The organism is Brevundimonas sp. TSRC1-1 (genome assembly GCF_049898245.1).
Lineage (GTDB): Bacteria > Pseudomonadota > Alphaproteobacteria > Caulobacterales > Caulobacteraceae > Brevundimonas > Brevundimonas mediterranea_A.
In genome coordinates this window covers 1-24,439 of the sequence record NZ_JAFCXI010000005.1, presented here as the reverse complement: position 1 = coordinate 24,439, position 24,439 = coordinate 1, and the positions used below count along the sequence as shown (strand labels likewise).

22 protein-coding genes, 1 tRNA gene and 1 other RNA gene are annotated in these 24,439 nt (G+C 69.0%); 6 read left to right on the top strand and 18 right to left on the bottom strand.

Translation table 11 applies throughout. The annotated features are described in order from the left end of the window. Positions 1-9 precede the first annotated feature (9 nt). From ACP7CK_RS16225 to rnpB, 7 genes are all read right to left on the bottom strand, one after another. Entirely contained in the window at positions 10-1,440 is a 1,431-nt protein-coding gene (locus tag ACP7CK_RS16225; RefSeq protein WP_426026691.1) for a UDP-N-acetylmuramoyl-tripeptide--D-alanyl-D-alanine ligase, read from the bottom strand. After that, entirely contained in the window at positions 1,433-2,890 is a 1,458-nt protein-coding gene (locus ACP7CK_RS16220; protein WP_426026690.1) for a UDP-N-acetylmuramoyl-L-alanyl-D-glutamate--2,6-diaminopimelate ligase, read from the bottom strand. The genes ACP7CK_RS16225 and ACP7CK_RS16220 overlap by 8 nt, the downstream gene beginning before the upstream one ends. Continuing rightward, a complete protein-coding gene (locus tag ACP7CK_RS16215; RefSeq protein ID WP_154725434.1) occupies positions 2,887-4,659 on the bottom strand; it encodes a peptidoglycan D,D-transpeptidase FtsI family protein in 1,773 nt (590 codons plus the stop codon). Before ACP7CK_RS16215 ends, ACP7CK_RS16220 begins: the two co-directional genes overlap by 4 nt. Next, positions 4,656-5,087, bottom strand: coding sequence for a cell division protein FtsL (gene ftsL / locus ACP7CK_RS16210; protein ID WP_050771666.1), 432 nt, complete (start codon positions 5,085-5,087; stop codon positions 4,656-4,658). Before ftsL ends, ACP7CK_RS16215 begins: the two co-directional genes overlap by 4 nt. Further along, the gene (gene rsmH, locus ACP7CK_RS16205; protein WP_426026689.1) at positions 5,084-6,052 is read right to left on the bottom strand and encodes a 16S rRNA (cytosine(1402)-N(4))-methyltransferase RsmH; all 969 of its coding nucleotides are present in this window, start codon (positions 6,050-6,052) and stop codon (positions 5,084-5,086) included. Before rsmH ends, ftsL begins: the two co-directional genes overlap by 4 nt. Continuing rightward, positions 6,049-6,525 carry a division/cell wall cluster transcriptional repressor MraZ gene (locus ACP7CK_RS16200; protein ID WP_008263595.1) on the bottom strand — a complete coding sequence of 159 codons (477 nt, stop codon included), beginning with the start codon at positions 6,523-6,525 and terminating at the stop codon, positions 6,049-6,051. Before ACP7CK_RS16200 ends, rsmH begins: the two co-directional genes overlap by 4 nt. Positions 6,526-6,997: 472 nt before the next feature. Then, an RNA gene (gene rnpB, locus ACP7CK_RS16195) (RNase P RNA component class A) lies at positions 6,998-7,387 on the bottom strand. 118 nt (positions 7,388-7,505) lie between these two features. Between rnpB and ACP7CK_RS16190 the strand changes: the two genes are divergently transcribed. Further along, positions 7,506-8,381, top strand: a complete 876-nt coding sequence (locus ACP7CK_RS16190) for a hypothetical protein (protein ID WP_426026688.1) — start codon at positions 7,506-7,508, stop codon at positions 8,379-8,381. Here the strand turns inward: ACP7CK_RS16190 and ACP7CK_RS16185 are convergent. The 3 genes from ACP7CK_RS16185 to sppA form a co-directional block, all read right to left on the bottom strand. Beyond that, positions 8,362-9,123 carry a peptidoglycan recognition protein family protein gene (locus ACP7CK_RS16185; RefSeq protein WP_426026687.1) on the bottom strand — a complete coding sequence of 254 codons (762 nt, stop codon included), beginning with the start codon at positions 9,121-9,123 and terminating at the stop codon, positions 8,362-8,364. The genes ACP7CK_RS16190 and ACP7CK_RS16185 overlap by 20 nt on opposite strands. Positions 9,124-9,134: 11 nt before the next feature. Beyond that, entirely contained in the window at positions 9,135-9,458 is a 324-nt protein-coding gene (locus tag ACP7CK_RS16180; protein WP_008259396.1) for a hypothetical protein, read from the bottom strand. Between the two features lie 115 nt (positions 9,459-9,573). Next, positions 9,574-11,352, bottom strand: coding sequence for a signal peptide peptidase SppA (gene sppA, locus ACP7CK_RS16175; protein ID WP_426026686.1), 1,779 nt, complete (start codon positions 11,350-11,352; stop codon positions 9,574-9,576). Between the two features lie 221 nt (positions 11,353-11,573). On the opposite strand from sppA, the gene panD reads away from it, so the two are divergent. Continuing rightward, positions 11,574-11,930 (top strand): aspartate 1-decarboxylase, encoded by a 357-nt coding sequence (panD, locus tag ACP7CK_RS16170; protein WP_008263195.1) that lies wholly within the window; start codon positions 11,574-11,576, stop codon positions 11,928-11,930. A 99-nt stretch (positions 11,931-12,029) separates the two neighbouring features. On the opposite strand, the gene ACP7CK_RS16165 is transcribed toward panD, so the two are convergent. Then, the gene (locus tag ACP7CK_RS16165; RefSeq protein ID WP_426026685.1) at positions 12,030-12,782 is read right to left on the bottom strand and encodes an SIMPL domain-containing protein; all 753 of its coding nucleotides are present in this window, start codon (positions 12,780-12,782) and stop codon (positions 12,030-12,032) included. A 236-nt stretch (positions 12,783-13,018) separates the two neighbouring features. On the opposite strand from ACP7CK_RS16165, the gene ACP7CK_RS16160 reads away from it, so the two are divergent. Together ACP7CK_RS16160 and ACP7CK_RS16155 are read left to right on the top strand one after the other, a co-directional pair. Further along, positions 13,019-13,094 (top strand) — tRNA-Ile (locus ACP7CK_RS16160). 610 nt (positions 13,095-13,704) lie between these two features. Continuing rightward, positions 13,705-15,930, top strand: coding sequence for a hypothetical protein (locus ACP7CK_RS16155; RefSeq protein ID WP_426026684.1), 2,226 nt, complete (start codon positions 13,705-13,707; stop codon positions 15,928-15,930). A 241-nt stretch (positions 15,931-16,171) separates the two neighbouring features. Here ACP7CK_RS16155 and ACP7CK_RS16150 read toward each other — a convergent pair whose 3' ends face one another. The 7 genes from ACP7CK_RS16150 to ACP7CK_RS16120 form a co-directional block, all read right to left on the bottom strand. After that, complete coding sequence (locus ACP7CK_RS16150) at positions 16,172-16,552, bottom strand: COG4315 family predicted lipoprotein (RefSeq protein WP_426026683.1); 381 nt, start codon at positions 16,550-16,552, stop codon at positions 16,172-16,174. A gap of 216 nt (positions 16,553-16,768) precedes the next feature. Then, a complete protein-coding gene (locus ACP7CK_RS16145) occupies positions 16,769-17,236 on the bottom strand; it encodes a hypothetical protein (protein WP_292148365.1) in 468 nt (155 codons plus the stop codon). 88 nt (positions 17,237-17,324) lie between these two features. Next, the gene (locus tag ACP7CK_RS16140; protein ID WP_154725489.1) at positions 17,325-17,612 is read right to left on the bottom strand and encodes a hypothetical protein; all 288 of its coding nucleotides are present in this window, start codon (positions 17,610-17,612) and stop codon (positions 17,325-17,327) included. 68 nt (positions 17,613-17,680) lie between these two features. Further along, positions 17,681-18,994: an Hsp70 family protein gene (locus ACP7CK_RS16135; protein ID WP_426026682.1), complete on the bottom strand. Its 1,314-nt coding sequence runs from the start codon at positions 18,992-18,994 to the stop codon at positions 17,681-17,683. Between the two features lie 68 nt (positions 18,995-19,062). Beyond that, positions 19,063-19,908, bottom strand: coding sequence for an HpcH/HpaI aldolase/citrate lyase family protein (locus ACP7CK_RS16130; RefSeq protein WP_426026681.1), 846 nt, complete (start codon positions 19,906-19,908; stop codon positions 19,063-19,065). Next, complete coding sequence (locus tag ACP7CK_RS16125) at positions 19,908-20,585, bottom strand: SDR family NAD(P)-dependent oxidoreductase (RefSeq protein ID WP_426026680.1); 678 nt, start codon at positions 20,583-20,585, stop codon at positions 19,908-19,910. The genes ACP7CK_RS16130 and ACP7CK_RS16125 overlap by 1 nt, the downstream gene beginning before the upstream one ends. A 35-nt stretch (positions 20,586-20,620) precedes the next feature. Continuing rightward, positions 20,621-21,118: a GAF domain-containing protein gene (locus ACP7CK_RS16120; protein WP_426026679.1), complete on the bottom strand. Its 498-nt coding sequence runs from the start codon at positions 21,116-21,118 to the stop codon at positions 20,621-20,623. Between the two features lie 251 nt (positions 21,119-21,369). On the opposite strand from ACP7CK_RS16120, the gene ACP7CK_RS16115 reads away from it, so the two are divergent. Further along, positions 21,370-22,875 (top strand): tetratricopeptide repeat protein, encoded by a 1,506-nt coding sequence (locus tag ACP7CK_RS16115; RefSeq protein ID WP_426026678.1) that lies wholly within the window; start codon positions 21,370-21,372, stop codon positions 22,873-22,875. 18 nt (positions 22,876-22,893) lie between these two features. Then, positions 22,894-24,333, top strand: a complete 1,440-nt coding sequence (locus ACP7CK_RS16110; protein WP_426026677.1) for a hypothetical protein — start codon at positions 22,894-22,896, stop codon at positions 24,331-24,333. Positions 24,334-24,439: the final 106 nt, after the last annotated feature.

Here is a 24,439-nt window from a genome sequence, read left to right as displayed (position 1 = left end):
CGGGGGTCTCTATCGGGTCGCGCGCGGCGCGTCTGGGCTTGAAGAGGCGGTTTGCAGGTCGGCCAGGGCCCTGGCGATCAGGGACGCCCTGGATCCGTTCGATCCCTTGACCATGACGATATCGCCGGCCTCCGCCAGCGCGGACGCCTCCGCCGCGAGTTCGGCGGCGGTTTCGCGCCACAGGCCGCGTCGCGAGGCTGGCAGGGCGTCGTACAGGCGCCGCATCTCGGGGCCGGCCGCATGGACCAGATCCAGACCGGCGGCCTCGATGGGCTGGGCCAGACCCTCGTGCAGGGCGCGGCTCTGGTCGCCCAGTTCCAGCATGTCGGTCAGGACCACGATCCGCCGGCCGGCCGTCGGGCGAGCGCCCAGGCTCTTGAACCCGGCGGTCATCGACAGGGGATTGGCGTTGTAGCTCTCGTCGATCAGGGTGAAGGCGCCGCCGGGCACGGCGACCGTGCGCGTCTGGCCCCGCCCCGCCAGCGGCTGGAAGCCGGCCAGGGCCTGAAGCCCCGTCTCCAGCGCCACGTCCAGTGCATCCAGCATCAAGAGGACGCACAGGCTGTTCAGTCCCCAGTGGGCGCCGGACTGGGCCAGCCGGTAGTCGATCCGCCGTCCGAACAGCTCGGCCGCGACAGCCGCCCCTTCGGCGTCCGGGCGGAAGTCCAGCAGGCGGGCGTCATGGCCCGGATCGGTCCCGAAGACGACCAGCCGCGCCCCGACCGCCCTGGCCGCGTCGCACAGGACGGCGGAGAAGGCGACGTCGCCGTTCGCGACCGCCGTCCCGCCGGGAACCAGCCCCTGAAAGATGGCGGCCTTCTCGCGCGCCACCCCCGCCTCGCCGTCGGCGAAGGCCTCGATATGGACCGGGCCGACGGTGGTGACGCAGGCGGCGTGCGGGGCGACGAACTTCGACAGGGGCGCGATCTCGCCCGGGGCGTTCATGCCGATCTCGAACACGGCGCGCCGGGTCTCGACCGGCATCCGCGCCAGGGTCAGGGGCACGCCGATATGGTTGTTGTAGCTCTTGATCGAAGCATGGGCAGGCCCGGCGAGATCGAGCCCGGCCTTGATCGCCTGGGTCACGCTGGTCTTGCCGACGCTGCCGGTGACGGCGCCGCGCTTCACATGAGGCGCCCGCTCGCGCGCGGCGACGCCGAGGGCTTCGAGCCCGTGCAGGGTGTCGGGCACGACGACATAGGCCCCGCCCTCGACCGGCCGTTCGACCAGGGCCGCCGCAGCGCCTGCCGCAAAGGCGTTCGCCGCAAACTCATGCCCATCGCGCGCGCCCTTCAGGGCCAGGAACAGGTCGCCGGCCACGATCTCGCGGCTGTTGTAGGTCAGGCCCGTGATCGGGCGATCGTCGCCGTGCAGCACGCCGCCCGTGGCGGCGGCGACTTCGGCGGCCGTCCAGAGCGGGCGGGCGGTGGATTCAGGCATTCAGCGACAGGGCCTCGGACGCGACGGTGGCGTCGTCGAACGGATGAGTCACCCCGCCGACGATCTGGCCCTGTTCATGCCCTTTTCCGGCGATGACCACCACATCCCCGTCGCGCATCATTTCGATCGCCGCCTCGATAGCCGCGCGGCGGTCGCCGATCTCCAGCGCCTCGGGGCAGCCGGCGCGGACCTGGGCGCGGATCGAGGCGGGCTCTTCGCTGCGAGGATTGTCGTCGGTGACGATGGCCACGTCGGCCAGACGGCCGGCGATCTCGCCCATCAGGGGCCGCTTGCCGCGATCCCGGTCGCCGCCGGCGCCGAAGACCACGATCAGACGGCCGGTCGCGTGGGGCCGCAGGGCGGTCAGCACCGTCTCCAGCCCGTCCGGCGTATGGGCGTAGTCGACATAGACCTCGCCGCGTCCCGTCTCGGCGCCGATCCGTTGCAGCCGGCCTTGCGCGCCGGTCAGGCCTTCCAGGGCGCCGATCACCTCGTCGGGCCGGTCGCCGGCCGCGATGCACAGGCCCGCCGCCACCAGGGCGTTCGAGGCCTGGAAGGCGCCGGCCAGGGGTAGCAGGATGTCGCGGACATCGCCCCGCACGTCCAGGGTCAGGCGCTGGCCCTCCGGCGTCGCCTGGCGGCCGATCAGGGCCAGGTCGCGCCCGCGCTCGCCCACCCCCATCACGCCCAGCCCGGCCATGATCGAGGCGGCGGCGAAGGCGGAATAGGCGTCGGAATCGGCGTTCAGCACGGCGGTCCGCCCGCGCGGCAGCAGGGCCTCGAACAGGCGCATCTTGGCGGCGCGATAGTCGTCCATCGTGCCGTGGTAATCGAGATGGTCCTGGGTCAGGTTGGTGAAGGCGGCCGCCTTCAGCGCCACCCCGTCCAGACGCCGCTGGTCGATGCCGTGGGACGAGGCCTCGACCGCCACATGGGTCACGTCCTTGGCGGCCAGCTCGGCCATCAGGCGCGCGGCCTCGGCGGCGTCGGGGCTGGTCAGGCCGGGGCCGGTCAGGGCGTAGGTCCTGTCGCCCTTCTGGCCGACGACGCCCAGGGTGCCCATGCTGGCCGACTTGTGGCCCAGGCCGGCCCAGATCTGGCGGCAGAAGGCGGCGACCGAGGTCTTGCCGTTGGTGCCCGTCACCGCCACGCAGGTCCTGGGCTGGGCGCCGTAGAAGCCGCGCGCGGCGATGGCGTAGGCCCGGCGCACGTCGCCCGAGGTCACCAGCACCGGCGCGGCGCTGTCCGGCGTGTCGGTCGGCGCCAGCACAGCGGCCGCCCCCTGGGCCAGGGCCTGGGGTATGAAGGCGCGGCCGTCGGCCGCCGTGCCCGGCAGGGCGACGAACAGGGCGCCGGGCGCCACCTTACGGCTGTCGGAGGTCACGCCGGTGATGATCGGATCGCTGGCCACGTCGCGGCGCAGCAGATCGGACAGGTGAAGCGCGCTCACAGGCCGTCCCCCTGCACGTCCTGATATTCCGGAATCTTCTCGCCGGTCGCCGTGCGCCAGCGGTCGGCGCGGCGCTCGACCCCCAGGAAGCCGGCGATCCGGTCGGCGACATTGCGCACCGCGGGCGCGGCCACATAGGCGCCGGTCTTGGGATAGGTTCCCGGCTCGTCCATCAGGATGAAGACGGCGTAGCGTTTGGCCTCCAGCGGACCGTCGACCGGGAAGACGGCGGCGAAAGACCCCAGCGCACGGCTGGGATCATAGCGGCCGTTGACCAGCTTGTTGGCCGAACCCGTCTTGCCCCCGACCCGCAGGCCCGGCGCATCGGCGAACCCGCCCGAGCCCTTGACCACATTGCTGCGCATCAGCTCCAGAATGGCGCGCGAGGTCTCCTCGGTGACGATCTGGTGCGGCTGGGCCCCGCGCGCGCCGCCGCGACGCAGGGACAGCGGCACCATCCGCCCGCCGTTGGTCAGGGCGCCCATGGCCTGAACCATCTGGGCCGGGGTGATCATGATGCCGTAGCCGAACGAAAGCGAGGCCAGGGTCGAACTGTCCCAACGGCGCGGCACGACCGGACGCGCCGATTCCTTCAGCTCGATCCCGGCGGCGTCCAGCAGGCCCAGACGGCGGAAATAGTCGCGCATCGTGTCCGGCCCCATCTGCACCGCCAGCTGCGACGTGCCGATGTTGGACGAGTGCAGATAGACTTCCTCCAGCGTCATCACCCGGTTCTGGGCGTGGAAGTCCTTGATCTTGCGGTCGCCGATCTGGAAGGCCTGCGAGGCGTCGAACAGGGTGTTCATGTCGGCGCGACCGGTGTCGAGCCCGGCGGCGACGGTGAAGGTCTTGAACACCGACCCCATCTCATAGTGGCCCGAGACGGCGCGGTTCAGCGTCGCCCCGTCGGGCGCGGCGCCGCGATTGGACTGGCTGAAGTTCGGCCAGCTGGCCATGCCCAGGACCTCGCCGGTTTGGACGTCGGTGACGATGCCGACCGCGCCCTTGGCCTGGTTCTTGACGGCGGCGGCGGCCAGTTCGTTCTCCAGCACGCCCTGGACGCGCAGGTCGATGGACAGGGGGAAGCTCTCGCCCCGCTGACCCGCCGCCCGGATCTCGTCGTTGAAGGCCAGTTCGGCGCCCGAGACGCCCTGGCCGCCCGTGTCCGCATCCCCGATCAGATGCACCGCCGAGGTTCCTAGCGGATAGGCGCGGCGGTCTTCCGGCTCGAACGTCACGCCGCCCAGGGCCAGGTCGTGAACCGCCGCCTTCTCCTGGGGCGTCAGGCCGGTCAGCACGATCAGGCGCCGATCCCCGTCCAGCACCCTGCGCAGCCGCGCCGCCTGCAATCGCGGCAGGGCGCGACGCAACTGACGGAAGGCCAGGTCGCGATCCCAGATCTCGGCCGGGTCCAGATAGAGGCCGTAGTGGACGATATTGGTCGCCAGCAGTTCGCCGTTGCGATCGGTCAGGTCGCCGCGCACCAGAGCGTCGGGATTGGCCCCGGCCCAACGGCCGCCCGCCTCGCCGAACAGAGCCTTGTACGAGGCGCCGATGGCCAGACCGGCGAAGACGCACGAGAAGACGATCAGGATCAGGAAGATGCGGACCCGCGTGTCCTCTTCAGGCCGCCCATCGGCGCGCGCCCGCTCGAACCCGTGCTCCAGCCGCCAGACCAGTTCCGACAGGCCGCGCCAGAAGGGCGACAGCCGGCCCTGCAGGTCCACGCCCGGCGCGGGACGATGATAGCGATGGTCCTGAACGCTCATTGCACCGCCTCCGGCGCAGCGGCGGCGACTTCGGCGGGGGCCGCCTGCGCGACGGCGGGCGTGGCCGGAGCCGGGGCGGGCGCAGCCTTCAGCGCAGGAAGCTGGTCTTCCTTGGCCTGGCGATGCACCTCGACCGGCGCCAGGCCGATCTGCCGCGACAGGCTTTCCAGCCGCGCCGGTTGCTCCAGCCGGGCGACCTCGGCGCGCAGCAGGCGGACCCGCTGGCCGTTCTCGCGGATGTCCTGCTCCAGCTGGGCGATGCGGCTGCTCTCGCGCGCCGCCGCCGCCTTGGCCGCATAGACGGAGACGATCATCACGGCGACCAGGGCCACGCCGATGATCTCGATCCAGCGCACGCCGCGCACCTTCCAGTCGAACAGGCGATGCAGCGCGGTGCGGGAATAGGTGAAGAAGGGCGCCGTGGTCATGCCGCAGCCCTCCCGCCGATCCGGCCCCAGGCCGGCGCCTCGGTGCGGACCGCGGCGCGCAGCTTGGCCGAGCGGGCGCGGGGATTGGTCGAACGCTCCCCCTCCCCTGCTTCGCGCGCGCCCTTGAACTGAAGCGTGAAACTGGGCTTGCGCGGATCAATCGCGATCGGGGCGTGACGCGACCCGGCCGGCGTATTGCCGGTCCGCTCGGTCAGGAAGGCCTTCACAATCCGGTCTTCCAGGGAATGGAAGGTGACGACGGCCAGACGGCCGCCGGGGGCCAGGGTCGCCTCGGCCGCCTCAAGCCCGCGCTCCAGCTCGCCCAGTTCGTCGTTCACCGCGATGCGCAGGGCCTGAAACACCCGCGTCGCCGGATGGATCGGCGCGCCGCGACGTCCGCCCAGGGCTTTTTCGACCACCTCGGCCAGGTCCAGCGTCCGGGTGAAGGATTGCTCGACGCGGCGGCGCAGAATGGCGGTGGCGACGCGGCCCGACTGGCGTTCCTCGCCGTACAGTTTGAAGATATGGGCCAGGGGACCGTGGTCCCAGCTGTTGACGATGTCGGCGGCCGTCTCGCCCTCATCCGACATCCGCATGTCCAGCGGCCCGTCGCGCATGAAGGAAAAACCGCGCTCGGCCTGATCCAGCTGCATCGACGAGACGCCGATGTCGAACACGGCGCCGTCCAGCTTCGCCTTGCCGCTGTCGGCGAAGGCCTGAGCCAGACCCGAGAAGGGCGTGCGCACCAGCTGGAACCGGTCAGGGAAGTCGGCGGCGACCGCGTCGGCGTGCGGCTGAACCGTCGGATCGCGATCCAGACCGATCACCTCGGCCCCCGTCGCCAGTATGGCGCGGGTGTAGCCGCCGGCGCCGAAGGTGGCGTCGATCACCACATCGCCGGGACCGGGCTTCAACGCCTCGATCACCTCGGCCAGCAGGACGGGTGCGTGGGGCGCTTCGGTCAAGACCCGCCTCCCGCCAGCTTCATCTGGGCCGCCAGTTTCAGGGCGCCGATCTGGGCCATGCCGGCCTTGGCCAGGGCGCGCTGTTCGGCGCGACGGGCTGCCCACTTCTCGCGCGACCAGATCTGGAACCGGTCGTTCAGGCCGACGATGACGACCGTGTCCTCCAGCCCCGCCTCGGCGCACAGACCTTCCGGCAGGGTGATGCGGCCGCCGGAATCATAGGCCAGGCGCACCTGCTCGCCCATCACCTGCCACTCCAGCGCCGAACGTTCTTCGGAGCCGAACGGCAGGGACTCGATCATCTCGGCGTAGACGGCGAACAGCCGGTCCCCGCCCGCTTCCAGACAGTCGGCCTCGATGGAGGGAAAGATGAACACGCCGCCGGCGGCGCCGTTTTCGGTCGTGCGGAAATCGTTCGGGATCAGGAGACGGCGCTTGCCGTCCAGCTGCTTCTCGTAGGTCGAGAGAAACACGCTCTGCCCAATCGAACCCTTCGGCCCGTCCCTAGATGCCCGACGAACGCCCGACGCGCCCGCCTCTCAGCCCCAAATCATGCGACTGGGATAGCATGGGACGAAATGGGTCTCAATGGGATCGAAGCCAAGATTTAACCATGTTTTGACATGTGACGACTTAGGCACGCTTGAACATACAGAACATACACGGAACACGCCTAGTATTCACAGGCTGTGGGGCGTTCTAACCTTCCCTGACCCGTCAACAGGTTAACGACCGCAAAACTGCGGGAGCGTCGCCAGAACACTGAAATGCGGGGATAATCCGAACCCGGACCAGGCGACGCGCAATGGGGAGGCGCCGGCGTCCCACCCCACTGGCTCAAGAAGGCCGATAGGCCCGAGAAAAACCGGCCTCAAGTAACGCGAAGCGCGATAGGCCCAAGAAAACCGCCTCAAGTAGCGCGAAGCGCGATAGGCCTTGGGAAAATATGCCAGACGGCCTGTAAGCCGGGTTTTGTTCCGCCCCAGGCCGAAACCCGGAACGACGACGATCATTCCTCTGGACCGTCCATTGCTGAACGGTTCTCGCGACCTACCCGGACATCTGAGGCGGTGAGCCCCGCAGGGCGAACCCCGCGCGATGTCCCTATTTGGTCTTGCTCCAGGCGGGGCTTGCCATGCCGTCCCTGTTGCCAGGCACGCGGTGGGCTCTTACCCCACCCTTTCACCCTTACCGGCCTCGCAAGGCCGGAGGTTTGCTTTCTGTGGCGCTATCCCTCGGGTCGCCCCGGGCGGAAGTTATCCGCCGCCTTTTCACCGTGGAGCCCGGACTTTCCTCGACGAGATCAAGTCCCGCCGCGACCGCCCAGCCGTCTGGCGGGGGCTAGATGCGCCGCCACGTCGCGCAGGTCAACAACTAGCTGGGCGAGGCCCTGCGCGGCTGATTGACGAGACAGAACCGCCATGGCTGATAAGCCTGTCGGAGGATGGCGGACATGATGAAGTATGGGGCGGCCAACGGGCGCGCGCGGCTGCTGGTGATCTTCGGAGCCGCCTCGCTGGCGGCGGTCGGCGTGGGGGCGTGGGTGTGCGCGGCCAGCGGCGTGCCGACAGGATCCTGGGTGCGAAATCTGGCGGCCTGGATGGTTGGGGGGCTGGCTGCGGCGGGTTTGGCGGCGACGGCGCGGCCTGCGGTCCTGCCTATCGTGCCTTGGCTGGCGGTCGCAGGGCTGGCGACCGCCTTCTTCAATCCGGCCCAGGAGGGCGTTCATCGTTGGATCGACGTCGGTCCCCTTCACGTCAATGTCGCCATGGTCGTATCGCCTGCCGCAGCGGTCGCTCTGGCGATGGCGGCGGACCGCCTGACGGTCTGGATCGCGGCCTTCGTCGCCCTGGCGCTCCTGGTCGCCCAGCCGGACGCGTCCCAGGCCACGGCGATGGCCGGGGTGATCGGGCTGGTCGCCGCCTTTTCGCTGAAGACCCGCGTGATGAAGGCGCTGGCCATCGCGGGCGCCGGTCTGTTGACCACTGTGGCCTGGATGCGGCCCGACCCCTTGCAACCGGTCGCCGAAGTGGAGGAGATCGTCGGGATGGCCTTTCGACTGTCGCCCGTCATCGGCGGCCTGGCGCTGATCGCCCTGATCGGCGTCGTTGCGGTTCCGGCCGCCCTGAGTCCATCCAAATCCGGATCGGCTCTGGCCGGCGCGGCGCTGAGCCTCTGCCTGGCCTTGTGGGCGGTCACGCCGATGTTCGGCGCCTTCCCCGTCCCTCTCGTCGGGATCGGCATGAGCCCCATTCTGGGCGCCTGGCTGGGCGTAGGCCTGCTGGCGGCCCTGCACCGCAGGCCGCCCCCTAGTCCAGCACGCCCGTGACGCTTTCGACGCTGGCCAGTTGCAGCAGGCCGACCAGCCGCGCCCGCGTCTCGCCGTCGGCGACGCCGTCGATGCGGTCGGGGCGCCAGTGGCGCTGGAAGGCGCGGACCGTGGTTTCGGTCTCGGCGTCATAATCGCCGCCGGGCGTCAGCCCATAGCCCAGCCGGTGCAGGCCGGCGCGCAGCACGACCACGCCGATTCCCTGATCGCCCTTCTGCAACAGGCCGCCCAGGGCCCTGATCCGCTCGGGCGCCGGTTCGAACCAGAGGCCGTGGCCGGCCTCGGCCAGGCGTTTCCACGGGAACAGTTCGCCGGGATCGGTCTTGCGCGCCGGCGCCAGGTCGGAATGGGCGATGATGCGGTTGTCGGGAATGGTCCAGCGGTCCCGGATGTCGCCGATCAGGGCGATGACCGCCGCGATCTGGGCCTCGGGAAACAGCCGATAGCCGAACTCATGGCCCGGATTGACGATCTCTATGCCGATGGAGGCGGCGTTGCAGTCGGTCTCGCCGCGCCAGACCCCCGTCCCGGCATGCCAGGCGCGCCGTTCCTCGGGCACGAGCTGGAAGATCCGGCCGTCCTCCTCGACCAGATAATGGGCCGACACCTTGGCCTCGGGGTCGCGCAGCCGCGCCAGGGCGGCCTCGCCCGTCTCCATGCCGGTATAGTGCAGCACCAGCATGTCGGGCGGCGCCCGACGCGCGTCGAAGTTCGGCGAGGGCGCCGCAATCAGGTCAATCATGGCTTCAGGCCTCAGCGGCCGTGGCGTTCCCAGCCGTAGGCGACCCAGGTCCCGTCCACCTTGTGCGCCTCGATCACGTCGGGATCCCCGGCGCGGCGGCGGGGCGCCAGGTTGCGGCGCGCGCGCATGGCCAGACCGGCCAGGAAGACCAGCACCCCGGCGAACAGGGCGATCACCGCGACGGCGGCGGCGGTGAACACGGCCAGGACCGCGCCCACGGCCATGGCGGCGACGGCGGCGATCATGCCGGCGATCCACATCACGGAGGCCACGAGGCCGTTGGGCCGGCGGCGAGCGGCGAAGCCGATGGTGGCGAGACGTTCAGGCTGGAACATGGGTCATCCTTTCAGGCGTCCCGAAGAACGCCCATTCCACAATGTCGGTCCATCGGGCCTCGCGGTCAATGGATCCGCCTTCAAGCCTGCGTGCGATGGATCGTCACTGCCGGCCTCAGAACATCGGCTGGTCGGCCAGGACCACCGCGCCCTCGCTGCGCATCCGCTCGCCTTCGATGCGGCGCATCACCGCCTGGGCCTGGGGATCGGCCATGACGCCGCCCAGCATGACCAGGGCCTGGGCCGCCTCGCTCTGGACGCCGAACATCTCGGACAGTGCTTCCCACGGCGACTTCGACTTGGGGAAATGCTTGAAGCGGACCGATTCCCCGGCGGGGATCTTGGCCAGGGCCTTGGCCTTGGCCACCGCCTCGGTCAGGCCGCCCAGTTGATCGACCAGGCCCAGCGGCAGGGCCTGGGCGCCGGTCCAGACCCGGCCCTTGGCGATCTCGCGCACGCGGGCCGGCTCCAGCTTGCGGCCCGTGGCCACCCGCGTGATGAAGTCGTCGTAGATCCGGTCCATCGAGCCGGCGAAGGCGGCGCGCTGGCTGTTGGTGAAGGACTGGGTCGGCGAGAAGGCGTCGGCGTAGGGACCGCCGACCGTCAGTTCGCGCATGTCCACGCCGAACCGGCCCAGGGCGTCGGCGATCACGAACTTGCCGCCGAACACGCCGATCGAGCCGGTCAGGGTCGAGGGCTGGGCCACGATCCAGTCGGCTTCCGAACTGATCCAGTAGCCGCCCGAGGCCGCATAGGCGCCCATGGAGACCACCACCGGCTTGCCGGCGGCGCGGGCCGCGCGCACGGCGGCCAGGATCTGTTCCGAGGCTTCGGGCGATCCGCCCGGCGAAGAGACGCGGAAGACGATGGCCTTCACGCCCTTGTCCTCGATGGCGTCATAGATGGCCTCGGCCGTGTCGTCCGAATGGATCGAAGAGCCGCCGCCGAAGCCGCCGCCGTCGCTGCGTCCGGTCACGATGGCGCCCTCGCCGCCGACGATGGCGATGGCGTTCTTGCCCGAGCCGGTCCGCTCGCCCTTGTCCGACGTGTACTGGTCGAACTCGACGATTTCGGCGCCCTTGCCGGCGCGGCGCTTGATCTCGGCCTCGGCCTCCTCGACCTGGCCGATCTTGTCGATCAACTTGTTCGCCAGGGCCTGTTCGGCCGAATAGGGGCCGGCCTCGATCACGGTCTTCAGCGCCGCCGGCGTCGTCTTGCGGTCCTGGGCCGCATTGGCCAGGGCGCTGTCATAGAGGGAGGTCATCCAGGCGGTCATGGCCTCGCGGTGCGGGCCGGTATAGTCGCTCTGGGTGTATTCGTTGACGGCGTTCTTGTACTCGTAGCGCTGCTCGAAATCGGCGCGCACCCCGTATTTCTCGAACGCCCGCCCCAGGAAGACGCTGTCGGCCGAGAAGCCCGTCGCCTGGAAGCCGGCCGTGTTCTGCATCCACAGTTCCGAGGCCGAGGCCCCGACCATATAGGTGGACATCACCGCCCCCATGGGCGCGAAGCCCTGGCTGTGGGCGATGACCGGCTTGCCCGAGGCGCGGAAGCGGCGGACCGCCTGGCGCAGTTCGTCCGCCGTCGCCGGGGTCATGCCGCTTTCCGGCAGGCGGATCAGCAGGGCCTTGACGCTCTTGTCCTCCTCGGCCTGGGCCAGGCCGTCCACCACCTGGGTCACCGACAGGCCGGACCCGCCGAAGGCCGCGAACGGGTTGGTCGAGGGCTGGTCGCTGACGCCCTCGCGCAGGTCCAGCTCCAGCACCGAGGTCGCGGGCGCCGTCGGCTTGGACGAGCCGGCGATCGCCACGGTCAGCAGCACCACCGGAATGACGACGACGAACAGGATCAGTCCGGTGAAGACACCCAGGACCGTCAGGAAGAATTGCTTCATGGGAGAAGGCGCGCTCGCAAGGGGCCGAAAATGGCTCGGCTTCACCATAGCCTCGGAACGGTCACCGTCAAATGAACGTCCCGCAACGTAGGCGCGTCGGATCGCCCCGGATCCACCATGTTGCGGCGCCGCGTGACGATTGATGCGCGTCCCGGAAATCCCTATATGAGCCGCAAGCGAGCGGGGGCCTGTCGCCCGCGCCATAGACCGGAGACCGCCCCATGCTGGTCACCCTGATGAAATCCAAGCTGCACCGCGCCACGGTGACCCAGGCCGACCTCGATTACGAAGGCTCGATCGCCATCGACATGGATCTGCTGGACGCGGCGGGCATCTTTCCGCACGAACAGGTCGATGTGCTGAACATCACCAACGGCGCGCGGTTCACCACCTACGCCATCGAGGCGCCGCGCGGCTCCCGGGTCATCGGCGTCAACGGCGCCGCCGCCCGCCTGGTCCAGAAGAACGACAAGGTGATCGTCGTCACCTACGGCCAGCTGCCCCAGGAAGAAGCCCGCCAGTGGACGCCCAATGTCGTGCTGCTGGACGACGCCAACGAGATCAAGCGCGCCGGCTGACGCCCGCCCCTTTCCCACCAGGGAAACGATCGACCCTCACGCCGAATGCAAAAAAGGCCCGCCGGCGACGGCGGGCCTTTCTTCATTCCGAACCGCGGATCAGCGGGCGATGTCGTAGACGCCGGTGATGTCGATCCGGACCGTCAGTTCGCCGGCGGCGACCGGGGTGCTGTCGCGGCTTTCCATCGCCATGGCGCGCACGGCGAACAGCTGCGGCGGCGCGGGCGAATAGCCGCCGCCTTCGCTCAGGTTGCGGATGCCGGCCAGCTGGACGTTCAGGGCCTGGGCGTACAGCTGCGCCTTGGCCTGCAGGGCGCGCACGGCCAGCTGACGCGCGCGATCCTCGGCCGCGCTCGGATCCTTCAGGCCGAAGCTGATGCCGTCGATCTGGTTGACCCCGGCGGCGACGACGGCGTCGGCGGTGGTTCCGACCTTGCTCAGGTCGTTGATCGTCACCGTCACCCGGTTCACGGCCTGATAGCCGCGCAGCTTGGGCGGTTCGTTCTGCACATAGTCATATTGCGCCGACAGGTTCAGGCCCGAGGTCTGGACGTCGCGCTCGGCGATCCCGGCGCGGCGCAGGGCGGCCATGACCTGGGTCATCTGGGTCGCATTGTCGCGCATGGCCTCCTGGGCCGTCGCCGCCTCGGTCTGGACGCCGAAGCTGATGGTCGCCATGTCCGGCGCGGCCTTGACCTCGCCATAGGCCGACAGGTTCAGCGACGGCGCGGGCTGCATCATCTGGATCGCGCCCGGCTGCAGGGTCTGGGCCATCGTCGGCGCGGCCGCGCCCAGGGCGACGGCGGCCGTCAGGGCCCCGCCCAGCATCAGGGTTTTGAACGCGCGTTTCATGCAGAAATCTCCGTAGAACGATCCCGACCGACGGGTTCGTCGATCCATGGCCGCAACCTTGGCCTTTTACACCTGAACCAACGTCCGCGCCTCCCCGTCGGTTTCCGTTCATCTTGATGAATTCGCCGAAACCCGTCCGACGACCCCGCGCCCCTTGGCAAGCCGCGCCAACCCCTGCTAGGCGGTTCCTCCCGCCGCGCCGCGCGCCAGGGACCGCCGGTCCCGTCGCGTCCTGGGGGCCTGTAGCTCAATGGTTAGAGCCGACCGCTCATAACGGTCTGGTTGGGGGTTCGAGTCCCTCCGGGCCTACCACTCCTGTCGGGACCACTTAAAAGTGGCTCAAAACCACTTAAGACTGGCTCCGCGTCTGGACGCCTCGCCCAGACCGATCGATAGCCGTCCTCGACTCATGTGCCGGTATTACACGACCGCTCTTTTTGCAGCTGTCGCCATGTGCCTTCATCTGCTTCCAAATCGGCCGCTCTAGGCGTTGATCGCTTTGCGCCTCATCGGGAATTTTGCGCCGAAAGGGATGCGCTTGCCGTGCGCCCCGACGCGGGTGGGTCGATGTTAGGGGGTGTTAGGGCGAAACGACGCTTTTTGGCGGCGAAGGTGCGTTGCGAGATCGCTGTTTCCGGTTCAGACCAGCATTCTATTTTGCTGTGCGAGCCGTTTCCTGAAACCGATCTCCGCCACTGTCTCGCTTAGGCCCGTGCGGCTCGGCTTTTTCGTCGATCCAATGGACCGTCGACGCTTAAGCGAAGTTCTGCGCATGGCAACCTGCCTGTGGGGGGGATCCCTGTGTCCCCTCATTCCCGTCATGGGTCGGGTTCCCGCCGCCTGGCGGAAGGGGCCAAATCAACGGTCATCGCCAGCGAAGGTTACGCAGGGGTACCTGCGGTTTTTTGAGCCGGACGTCTTTGTGGAGACTGCGGCGGGACAGTTCGACCGGGCCGGGTTGAAAGCGGCCCGTGCGTTCGGCGGCCGCAAGCGGTTCCTGCAGCTAGAGGAGATGGTTGGTCGGGAGATCAACGCCGCACCGCGCTTCGAAGTCGGGATCGACATGTTTTCCGTCTACGCCCATCTCTATCGGTCAGGCCTGCAATACCAGCGGCGTCACCCTGTTGAGCATCTGAATTTCACCAGTGGCGATCGCATCGGCGAGGCGTTCTGCGAAGCGGCTTATGGCCTGTTTCCTCAAGCTGGTGATCTTCAGTTCGTCCAGCAAGCCTATGTTGACGTCACGGACGCCAAATCGGTCGCCCCCGACATTGATGCTTGGCGCAAGGTCGCCGAAGGCGGAGCCCGATATCCACTGCGCTACACGCTGCACGATCTGGAGCGCCAGTTCGCTGATCGGGGGGACCCAAGCGTCTTCATTTTCGACCCGTTGCATGGTCCAGACGTCATCGACGCTTGGAATTTCCGCCTATTCAACCGCGACCCGTTGTTGGTCAATGTGCACTGGCTGGAACAGAGCCGCGAGCACATCCTCCAACGCATCCATATCAACCATCGTCCGTTGCCTACCAATCCCCACGGCGTGATGATCGGGACAGCGATGCATATCGCCCGATCGCTCGACAGCACATCCGTTCTTGAACGATTGAACCTTCCGGCCGACCTGCCGCAATGGAGCGTGACCACCCAGGACTGGTATGAACCCATTTGGCTGGATCGAGATGAAGAACGGGTATTCCAGCCGTCCCTCGCAATGGTCCATGCGCGCCGCCAGACGACGGAATTGACGCCCACCGGATCCAGCGAATTGTCAATTCGACCGCCCGTCCTGGCACCCGGTTTTGAAACCAATTTGCCCAGCGCAGGACCGGCCTGGGTCAACACGGTTCAGATCCGGAGCTACAACTTCGAAAGCCCTCTGGCGGAAGCGTTGCCTTCCGCTGCAACGCCGCTGACGGACTATGCGCCGGTCCGCGGGCTTGTCGATGCTGTCTATCCGTCTCGGGAGGGCTACGTAGCTTTCCGAACCATAGCCGAAACGACCGGCACCGTTCAAATTGCGACCCGCAATCAAGCGGTGACCAGTTGGTTGAAGTCTAGGGAACTGGAGGCCAAGCCGTCCGACGCCGGACGCATCGCGGAACAGGTCATTTCCAGCTTGGGCGGTCTCTGGGGCGCTCATCTGCTCAAGTCAGATGCGATCCTGAAACTGCTCGACAGCATGGCCCGGAGCCGGGTGGTTCGGGCGGATGGTACGACGGAAGAGTTTCCGGACTCGACCGCCTTGGTGAAGACCTGGGTCGATACTGTCAAAAAGGTTGACCAGCGCAAGGGCGGGTTCGGCAAGAACCGCCTCGACGCTTTGGTTGAGGCCAAGGCCCTACAGCTCGGCTTGACCGCGCCCTGTCCGCACTGCGCCAAGGAAAACTGGTTCAGTCTGGACGAGGTGGCAACCATCGTCCGCTGCTTGCGCTGCCGGCAGGACTTCGCCTTCCCTCAGTCGCCGCCCTCGAAAGACCGGTTCAGATATCGCGTCTTCGGACCGTTCGCGACGCCTCACTACGCCCAGGGCGGATATTGCGTTGCCCTAACCCTGGCCTGGCTGAACGATTTTCGAAGTATGGATCCGTTCACCTACACCACCAGCCTTGAGTTGAAGCGGGCGGACGGACATCGTCTAGAAACCGACTTCTTCGCCTGGAAGGGCTCGAGCCAATGGGGGCGGCGCTGCAAGGATCCGCAGACTCTTGTCGGAGAGTGCAAAAGTCTGGCCGCCGAAGGCTTCAAGGCTGGCGACATCGACCGACTGAAGACCCTGGCCGAGGCATTGCCGGGCGCGTTTCTGGTCTGCGCGACCTTGAAGCCGGCCTTTTCCGCTCAGGAGATCAGTCGTCTGAAGGGACTCGCCAAATGGGGCTGGCACCGCCGCACCGCAGATCGGCAGCCTACCCGCGTGATCCTGCTGACGGGGGTCGATCTTCTAGCTGATGAAACCGGCCTTCATCCCTGGGAGAAGGCAGGCGGTCGTCTGTCGCAGATCGCCAAGGAGACGCCGCACGTGTTCGGACTGGGCGAACTGGCCGTCCTGACCCAGAGGGGACATCTCGGGTTCACGTCAGAAGAAGTCGGAGATCTGCAATGGCCGCGGCTCCGCCGCAGGCTGGTGCAGGTCGCGGCTGCGGGATAGCGCTCGACGTAATGCGCAGATATCCGCGCCTGACTCTAAGGGACATCGAGAAAGTCCGCTTTCGGCGAACAGGGCTCATTCGGAAGGCAAAGTCGCTTGCGAAGGCTCAGCTGAGCCATTGCGAGGCCAGGTCCGTGCGGCTCCGAACGAGCCCCGGCCGCTGCCGATAGTCGCAACGGCGAGGTCGTGTCCGGACAGCCGTCACGCCAGTTGCTCGTCTCGCGTCCGCAGCCTAGAGCGCCTAGGGCTGCGCGATGCGCCAAGCGCCGTTGAGGACGCCGTCGCCGGTGATGTCGCCCGGCTTGGCGTCCTTGGCCCAGGTGTAGAGGGGGCGGCCCTGGTAGGCCCATTGACGGGAGCCGTCGTCCCGGATGACGACGGTATAGCTTCCGCTCGCTTGCGCATCCGCATCGGCGGCGAAGGGCGGCCAGTTTGCGGCGCAGGGTCCATTGCAGACCGATTTGCCGTCGCTGTCCTTATCGAACGTATAGAGGGTCATGCCCTGCGCGTTCGTGAGCGCGGGACCTTTTGCGGTTTCCCCCGTTCTGGCCGGATCAGCGGCCAGCGCGGCGGTGGATACGGACAGCGCGAACACGGTTGCGATGATGGCGCGGGTTATCACAGGTCAACTCCTTCTGTGGGCTGGACCTGCAATAGACAGCCGACGCACGGCGATTATTCCCGCCCCCCTGATTAAATCTCGCGCGGACAGGTCGACAGAGGTTTGAGAGCTGCCGGGAAATCCCCTTCCGCCGGCTGTCCGCCCCATGGCGAGACCCGGCATGGAGCTCCGCCAGCGCTCGCCCCCCCACGTCAGCCCAACCGTTCGCCCCGCTCCCTAAGGCTGCGGCGACGTGCTCGTCACCACGGCCGTGCCGTTGGACGCCGCCGGTCGGACCGCCGTCGCCCGCTCCACAACAATCGGTTCCGCGGCCTGGGCTTCCGCAGCCCGCGCTTCCTGCGTGGCGCGGACGGCGTCGGCGCGCGCCTCCATGGCCTCGGCCTGGGCGATGGCCACACGGTCATTCACAGTCGCGCTGGTCGCGGTCACGGCGTTCGCCGCCGTCGCCTGGGCTTCCGCTGCGGCGGCTTCGGCCTGGGCGAGGCGAAGGTCGGTCAGGTCGTCCGCGCCGTCCGGCCGCGTCAGCAGCCACACGGCGACGACCAGGACCAGCGAACACAGGATGCCGACCGCCCACCAGCCTGCGCTGCTTTCCCGCTGGATGACGATGGTTTCCTCGACCCGCGGCAATGTGCTGGTCAGCGGGATGATGACGTTCGGATCGTCTCGCTTGAACTCGTCCACGGCTTGTCTCCTCAGGTTTCAGCTCAAACCGCAGGGCGGCGGCAAGGGTTCCGCTTGAGGCGACGCCGCCTCCCCGCCCCCATCGGCCTCAGCTCTGGTCCAGGTCGTCGACGTCCTCGTCCTTCGCGGTGGTCGGGACCGGCGTGCGGGGATCGGCGCTGAGGGGGCCCTGGGGCAGGTCGCCTTCGGGCTGGCGGCTGGACGACGGGCCTTCCTGCAGCCGCTGCGTCAGGGGGTCCGGCCCGATCTGGCCGCCCGGCCCGATTCCGCCGGCGCGCAGCCGCAGCTCTTCCGGCGGGGTGTTCAGCGATCGGCCCCGGGCGACGCCCTGGGGCAGGGCGTCCTCGGCCTGTTGCTCGCGGTTGCGGTCGGTCATGGTCTGTCTCCTGGGTTTCAGGAAATAAGACCCGCGCGCCGCCGATGTTCCCGCACCGCGGCGGCGGCTCAGCCCTCGGTCCAGCGCTCCACGTCGGGCTGGAGCCCGATCAGGGCCAGGCCGGCGGCGATGGATTCGAACTCGCCGCCAGTCTCGATCCGCGATGCGCCGAAGCGGCGGTGGAACAGGGCGCGCACGGCCGGGGTCAGGGAGGTGCCGCCGGTCAGGAAGACCCGGTCGATCCCCTCCAGCGGCAGGCCCGAGGCCTGGAGCGCCTCGTCCAGGGCGGTCTCGATGGCGGCCAGCTCCGGCGCGATCCAGGCCTCGAACTGGGCGCGGTCGACCGGGGCCTCGATCCGCACCCCGCCGGCGACGAACGAGAACTGGGCCGTCTCGGCGCGCGACAGGTCCTGTTTCAGGGTCGAGACGGCGCGGTACAGGGCGTGGCCGTGATTGTCGTCCAGCACCTCGATCAGCCGCTCGATCTTCTCGGGCTCCAGCGATGTCGAGGCCAGGCCCCGGATGTCGCGCATGTCGCGCGAGGCCCGCAGCAGGGCCAGCTGGTCCCAGCGGGCGAAGGCGGAATAATAGCGCTGGGGCGCCGGCAGGGTCTTGCCCAGGCTGGTGTAGAAACTGCCCTTGCCCAGTTCCGGCGACACCAGATTGTCGATGATCCGGTAGTCGAAGGCGTCGCCCGCCACCCCGACGCCCGACCGGGCCAGGGGCGTGGACTTCAGCCCGTCGGGCGTGTGTTCGAAACGGATGATGGAAAAGTCGCTGGTGCCCCCGCCGAAGTCGGCGACCAGCACCGTCGCATCCTGTTTCAGGGTCCGCGCGAAATAGAAGGCGGCGCCGACCGGTTCATAGGCGTAGCGGACGTCCTCGAACCCCAGCCGCTTGAACGCCGTCTCATAACGCTCCAGGGCCAGGGCCTCGTCCGGCCGTCCGCCGGCGAAGGTGACGGGCCGCCCCACGATGACGCGCGGCGGCAGGTCGGCCATGGCCGCCCCCGCATGGTGGCGCAGCTTCAGCAGGAAGGCCGACAGCAGGTCCTCGAACGTATAGCGGCGGTCGTGGATGCGGGTCTCGGTGAAGGCGGCGCTGGCGGCAAAGGTCTTGAACGACTGGATGAACCGGGTGTCGTGCGGATCCTCGACATAGGCCTCGATGGCCCAGGGCCCGGCCTCGACGATCCGTTCGGGCCGCCCCTCGCCCTCGGCGGCGTGGAACTGGAAGCTCAGGGCCGAGCGGAAGGTGGCGGTCTCGCCGCCCTCGATCGCGAACTGCACCAGGACGGCGCCCGTCTTCGGATCGGCCAGGGCGACGACGGAATTGGTCGTGCCGAAATCTATGCCGATCGTCAGCGGCTGTGGCGTGGTCATGACCCGGCTCCTCGAAGGGCGGGCTTCCTACAGCGTCCGGGCGCAATAGGAAACGCCGGATCGGCGCCTTACCGGCGGTTCGTCGCCTCGGCGTGTCGCGCCAGCAAGGCTTCGGCCTGGTCCAGGTGCAGGCGTTCGACCATGGCGCCCCCGACCCGGATCGCGCCCCGCCCCTCGGCCTCCGGCGCGGCGAAGGCCCCGACAATGTCGCGCGCCCGGGCGACCTCCGCCTCGGACGGCGAGAAGGCGGCGTTGGCGGCCGCGATCTGCGACGGGTGGATCAGGCTCTTGCCGTCGAACCCGTACAGCCGCCCCTGCGCCGCCTCGGCCGCCAGGCCGTCCGCATCCTCGATCCGGTTGAACACCCCGTCGATGGCCACCAGCCCCTGCGCCCGCGCCGCCACCACCAGGGCCGCCAGCCACGGCTTGAACGGTTCGCGGTCCGGCGACGCCCCGGTCCCCAGCGCCTTGGCCAGGTCGTTGACCCCCAGCATCAGCCCGTCCAGCCGCCCGCCCGCCGCCGCAATATCGTTCAGCGCGATCAGCCCGCGCGGCGTCTCGATCATGGCCCACAGCGCCGCCCCCGGCGCGCGGACCGAGATCGCATGGACCGTCTCGACCGTCTCCACCTTGGGGGCGACGATCAGGCCGGCGCCCGCCTCCGCCAGGGCGTCCAGATCGTCCTCGCCCCAGTCGCTGTCCAGCGCGTTGATCCGCACCCCCAGCCTCGGCCCAAAACCTCCGGCGCGAACCGCCGCCACCGCCGCCGCCCGCGCCTCGGCCTTGGCCTCGGGCGCCACGGCGTCCTCCAGGTCCAGGATCGCCACGTCGCAGTCCAGGCCCCGCGCCTTCTCCACCGCCCGCGCATTCGACGCCGGCAGATACAGCACGCTGCGGACCAGATCGCCCCGCATCAGACCCGCCCGGTCACAGGGACCAGGGCGCCGGTCATGGCCCGGCTCTCGGGCGAGGCCAGGAACAGGATCACCGCCGCCAGATCGGCCGGCGCGACCCAGGTCGCCGGATCGGCGTCCGGCATGTCCTTGCGATTGGCCGGGGTGTCGATGATCGAGGGCAGGACCGCGTTGACCGTCACCGCCGTCGTCTTCAGCTCCTCCGCCAGGGCCTGGGTCAGGGCGTGAACCCCCAGCTTGGCCGCCCCATAGGCCCCCATGCCCGCGCCGGGCTTCAGCGCCGCGGCCGAGCCGACATTGACGATCCGCCCGTCCGACGCCGCCTTCAGATAGGGCAGGGCCGCCCGGCTGGCGTTCAGGGCGGTGGTCAGGTTCAGCGCCTGCATCCGGTCCCAGGCCGGCGCCGCGTCGTCCGTCGTCTGCCACACAAACCCGCCGGCTATATTGGCCAGCACGTCCAGCCGCCCGAACCGGCTGATCACAGAGGCCACGGCCCCCTCGGCCTGGGCCGCGTCGGTCAGGTCCACCCCGCCGATCTCCAGCACGCCGGCCGGAACCGGATGGCCCTCGGCGTGGTCGATGACGGCGACCGCAAACCCCGCCGCCTGCGCAGCCTCCAGCACGGCCCGGCCCAGCACCCCGTGCCCGCCGGTGATCACCATCACCCGTTGCGTCATCTCGTCCTCCATCCCCTCCCCCTCTTATTGTCAGCTCAACCGGCGGCGAAGACCCTGGCCATCAGCCGCTCCAGCCCCGCCTGGTCCACCGCGTCGAAGGCGGCCGGCGTGGTCGCGTCCACGTCGAACACGGCGATCAGATCGCCCTTGGCGTCCAGCACCGGCACGACGATCTCGCTGGCCGAACGGCTGTCGCAGGCGATATGGCCGGGGAAGGCGTGGACGTCCTCGACGATCTGGGTCTGGCGCGTCGTCGCCGCCGTCCCGCACACCCCGCGCCCGAAGGCGATGCGCAGACAGCCCAGCGTCCCCTGATAGGGCCCGACCACCAGTTCATCCGCCTTGTCCGGCGCCACCACGTAGAAGCCCGTCCAGAAGAAGTCGTCGAAGGCGTCGGCCAGCATCGAGGCGACCGTCGCCATCCGCGCCGTCAGATTGGGCTCCCCCTCCAGCACGGCCAACACCTCGGCCTCGACCTCGGCGTAACGGTCAGCCTTGTCGGCGGGGCGGTCGTCGCGGGCGACGTAGGACATGGGCGGCTCCTTCGATTCGCAGCCGATATAGGGGGCGGTCGTCTCCGACGCGAGCTTTCGTCTCAGGACCGAATTTTCTAAGCATCGGAAATCAAACAACAAGGTTCTCCGGCCTGAAAATAGGGGCTTGCTGCCGCACAGCTTTGTCGCAAAACAGCGTTAACCATGATGAACGATCGGACCTGTCGGCGCACGTGGGCGTCGTCCTGCATCATGGCGTACACAGGATTACCCGGGGGCGACAGCGACTGATGAAGGAGCACGACAAAACGGCGCACGACCCCTTCCGTCTCCAGCGGCATCGCACGCCCCTGGCCGGCGGCGCCCTGGCGATCGTGGTCCTTCTGATCGCCGTTCTGCTCCTGGCCAGTTGCGGCGACGGCCGGCCGGGCTTCTGGCGTCGGGGCGGCCAGAATGACGCCGCCCTCTCCTGCCCCCGCCCCGCCTCGGTGACGGGGTCCGAGTTCAACGCCCAGGAGGCCGGTCTGCGCGCCCTGCGCCGCGCCGCCTTCCGCGGCGACGTCTTCGCCCAGCTGGAGCTGGGCTCGCGCTACGCCGCCGTCCGCGCCACCGACAAGAATATCGAGGACCCGATCGAAAGCGCGGTCTGGTACGCCATGGCCCTGGCCAATGACGAGGGCTACGCCCCGATCAACCGGGTCGAACGCAACAGGGGCGGACTGTTCGGCGGCGGCTGGCGCCCGCTGTCGCGCTACGACGACTGCCGCGCCTTCGAACGCCACCGCGCCTATCAGGTGCTGGACCGCCAGCTGTCGCGCATGAGCCGCGAGGAGCAGGAGGCGGTGCGCGACCGGGTCATCTACGTCCTCTCGACCCAGGACGCCGAGGGCTATCGCACCCTGGCCCGGCTGCATGACGGTCTGTACGGCCCGTTCGGCGAGCCCGAGGACAATCCCGAGGCGCGCGAGGCCCTGGGCCGCGCGGCCGACGGCCAGGGCCTCGGCCAGAAGCGTCCGCGCGGCGGCTACTGGGCCGCGATCAACCTGTTCCAGCGCAACGACGTCGACGCCTATCTGTACAACTATCTGGCGGTCCAGACCGGCGACGTCGGCGCCTATGTGCTGATGAAGGATTTCGAACGTTCCTCGCCCGGCCGCGCCCAGTACGCCGGCTTCGTCGAGGCCAAGGCGCGCCAGTGGACGCCGCCGTTCGAATTCTATCCGCTGGAGGCCCCGGCCTCCGGCGTGCCATTCTCGGACGAGAGCCGCCCGCGAGGCGACGCCTATGAATACGCCCTGTCGCGGATGCAGGGCGAACTGCCCTTCGTCCACGTCGGCCGCGCCCTGCGCTATCTGGGCGTGACCCCCGAGGCCGTCACCGCGCCCGAGCAACTGTCCCGTCAGCAGATCGAGGCCTTCGAGGCCATGATCGGCCATGCGACCGAAAGCCGGCTGTCCCCGGTCGAACGGGTCCGCGCCATCCAGCTGGCCGCCGTCAACGGCTCGTCCGAGGCCCAGCTGGTGCTGGCGGTCATGTACGCCGAGGGGATCGGCCTGCCCGCCGACTACGCCCGCTCGTTCAAGTGGTTCGAGGAGGCGGCCCGCCAGGGCAGCCCCGAGGCCAAGTTCGCCATGTCCACCTATTTCGCCCTCGGCGTCGCCGGGGTGGCGGATCAGGACAAGGCCGACGCCGTCGCCTACCGCATCGAATCCGCGCTGTCGGGCTTCGGCCCCTCGGCCTCGCGCCTGCAGGCCCTGCTGTCCCAGGTGTCCCGCGCCCAACAACAGCGCCGTTAACAGGGAGGGTCTGGTCGCATGAACATCCGCTCGCTCGCGAAAGTCTCGCTCCTCGCGGCCTTCGCCCTATCCACCCTGGCGGCCCTGCCCGACCCGGTTCAGGCCCAGGTGGCCGCCAAGGTCGAGGCCCAGACCCGGCCCAACTTCGGCGTCCTGCTGGACCCGCCGACCCGCAGCCGGCCGCGCGCCCATCGCCGCTATGACTATGGCCGTTATCGCGGCCCCGACTGGCGCCCCCTGCCCCGTCCCCCGCACCAGGAAGAGGTCGTCCTGGTCGATTGCGGCGGCAATCCCGGTTCCGGCGCGATCGAAAGCGCGGTCCAGCGCGTGCGCCCCGGCGGCACATTGATCATCCGCGCCAAGGCCGGCGCCTGCGTCGGCTGGCTGAACATCGACAAGCCGATGACCGTCATCGGCGACAGCGGCTTCGATCCGCGCCGCTGGGATGCGGCGACGCCGACCCTTCAGGCGCCGGACGGCCTGCCCTGCCTGACCGTCGCGCCCGGCGTCCGGGTCGAGGTCCGCGACCTGGTCTTCGCCTCTCCCCGCGGCGGCGATGCGGCCTGCGTGGTCGGGTACAACGCCGAGATCGTCATGAGCCGGGTCGGTTTCCGCCACGTCGGCGACGAGGCCGCCCTCTATGTCGACGGCGGCCTGCTGGACCTGCGCGACGTCCTGATCGACGCCCGCACCGTCTCGGCCGCCATCGTCGCCGACGGCGCCGCCGTGACCCTGTACGAGACCGCCGTCGCCGGGGCCCAGTCGGGCGTCGACCTGACGCCGGGATCAGGCGCCCCGTCCACCCTGACCTCGGTCACCCTGATCGGTTCGGAACAGCCGAACAATTTCGGCCCCCGCGCCATCGGCCTCATCGTCCGCGCCGCGCGCGACTACGGCCAGGTGGCCGTCAGCAACGCCAAGATCTGCGGCTATGTCGAGGGCGTGGCGGTCGAGGGCGCCTCGGTCTCGGTCTCCAACAGCCGGATCTGCAAGGGCGACAAGGGCGCCGTCCTCTATAACGGCGAGCTGCTGTTCGATCAGAACCGCGTCCGCGTGAACCAGGTCGGGGTCGCGGCCGCCTCGGGCCGGGCCGTGGTCACGGGCAACAGTTTCGCCGGCGTCCGCGACGCCATCTACGCCGAGGAACGCGCGACCATCCAGGCGCGCGGCAACAGCGTCTGGTCCCGCGATCTGTGCCGCCCCCGCTTCGAGAACCGCTACCGCGACCGCTACGCCCCGTCCTGGAACGGCAACGACGGCGGGTACGACTGCCAGCAGACCCCCTACCCCCGCGACTGGTGGGAGGCGGAAGACGGTCCCTATTTCGACCAGGCCTACGTCCTCGACGGCTACGACCGCTACCAGCAGGGCTATGGCTGGTACGACCGCGCCGGCCGCTACATCCCCGACGACCGCTACCGCGGCGACGACCGCTGGCGCCGCGGCGGCTGGTTCTAGGTCCGCGCCCCCTCCGTCTCGCCGGCTTCGCCGGCGATCCACCTCCCCCAAGGGGGGAGGAATGCGAGCACCGAAATCCTCCCCCCTGGGGGAGGTGGATCGCCGG

Bases quoted from the DNA above. Each gene is read 5' to 3' on its own strand.
- ACP7CK_RS16225 (WP_426026691.1), bottom strand. From the start codon at position 1,440: ATGCCTGAATCCACCGCCCGCCCGCTCTGGACGGCCGCCGAAGTCGCC.
- ACP7CK_RS16215 (WP_154725434.1), bottom strand. From the start codon at position 4,659: ATGAGCGTTCAGGACCATCGCTATCATCGTCCCGCGCCGGGCGTGGAC.
- ftsL (WP_050771666.1), bottom strand. From the start codon at position 5,087: ATGACCACGGCGCCCTTCTTCACCTATTCCCGCACCGCGCTGCATCGC.
- ACP7CK_RS16190 (WP_426026688.1), top strand. From the start codon at position 7,506: ATGATGAAGTATGGGGCGGCCAACGGGCGCGCGCGGCTGCTGGTGATC.
- ACP7CK_RS16185 (WP_426026687.1), bottom strand. From the start codon at position 9,123: ATGATTGACCTGATTGCGGCGCCCTCGCCGAACTTCGACGCGCGTCGG.
- ACP7CK_RS16180 (WP_008259396.1), bottom strand. From the start codon at position 9,458: ATGTTCCAGCCTGAACGTCTCGCCACCATCGGCTTCGCCGCTCGCCGC.
- sppA (WP_426026686.1), bottom strand. From the start codon at position 11,352: ATGAAGCAATTCTTCCTGACGGTCCTGGGTGTCTTCACCGGACTGATC.
- panD (WP_008263195.1), top strand. From the start codon at position 11,574: ATGCTGGTCACCCTGATGAAATCCAAGCTGCACCGCGCCACGGTGACC.
- ACP7CK_RS16165 (WP_426026685.1), bottom strand. From the start codon at position 12,782: ATGAAACGCGCGTTCAAAACCCTGATGCTGGGCGGGGCCCTGACGGCC.
- ACP7CK_RS16140 (WP_154725489.1), bottom strand. From the start codon at position 17,612: ATGACCGACCGCAACCGCGAGCAACAGGCCGAGGACGCCCTGCCCCAG.
- ACP7CK_RS16135 (WP_426026682.1), bottom strand. From the start codon at position 18,994: ATGACCACGCCACAGCCGCTGACGATCGGCATAGATTTCGGCACGACC.
- ACP7CK_RS16130 (WP_426026681.1), bottom strand. From the start codon at position 19,908: ATGCGGGGCGATCTGGTCCGCAGCGTGCTGTATCTGCCGGCGTCGAAT.
- ACP7CK_RS16125 (WP_426026680.1), bottom strand. From the start codon at position 20,585: ATGACGCAACGGGTGATGGTGATCACCGGCGGGCACGGGGTGCTGGGC.
- ACP7CK_RS16120 (WP_426026679.1), bottom strand. From the start codon at position 21,118: ATGTCCTACGTCGCCCGCGACGACCGCCCCGCCGACAAGGCTGACCGT.
- ACP7CK_RS16115 (WP_426026678.1), top strand. From the start codon at position 21,370: ATGAAGGAGCACGACAAAACGGCGCACGACCCCTTCCGTCTCCAGCGG.
- ACP7CK_RS16110 (WP_426026677.1), top strand. From the start codon at position 22,894: ATGAACATCCGCTCGCTCGCGAAAGTCTCGCTCCTCGCGGCCTTCGCC.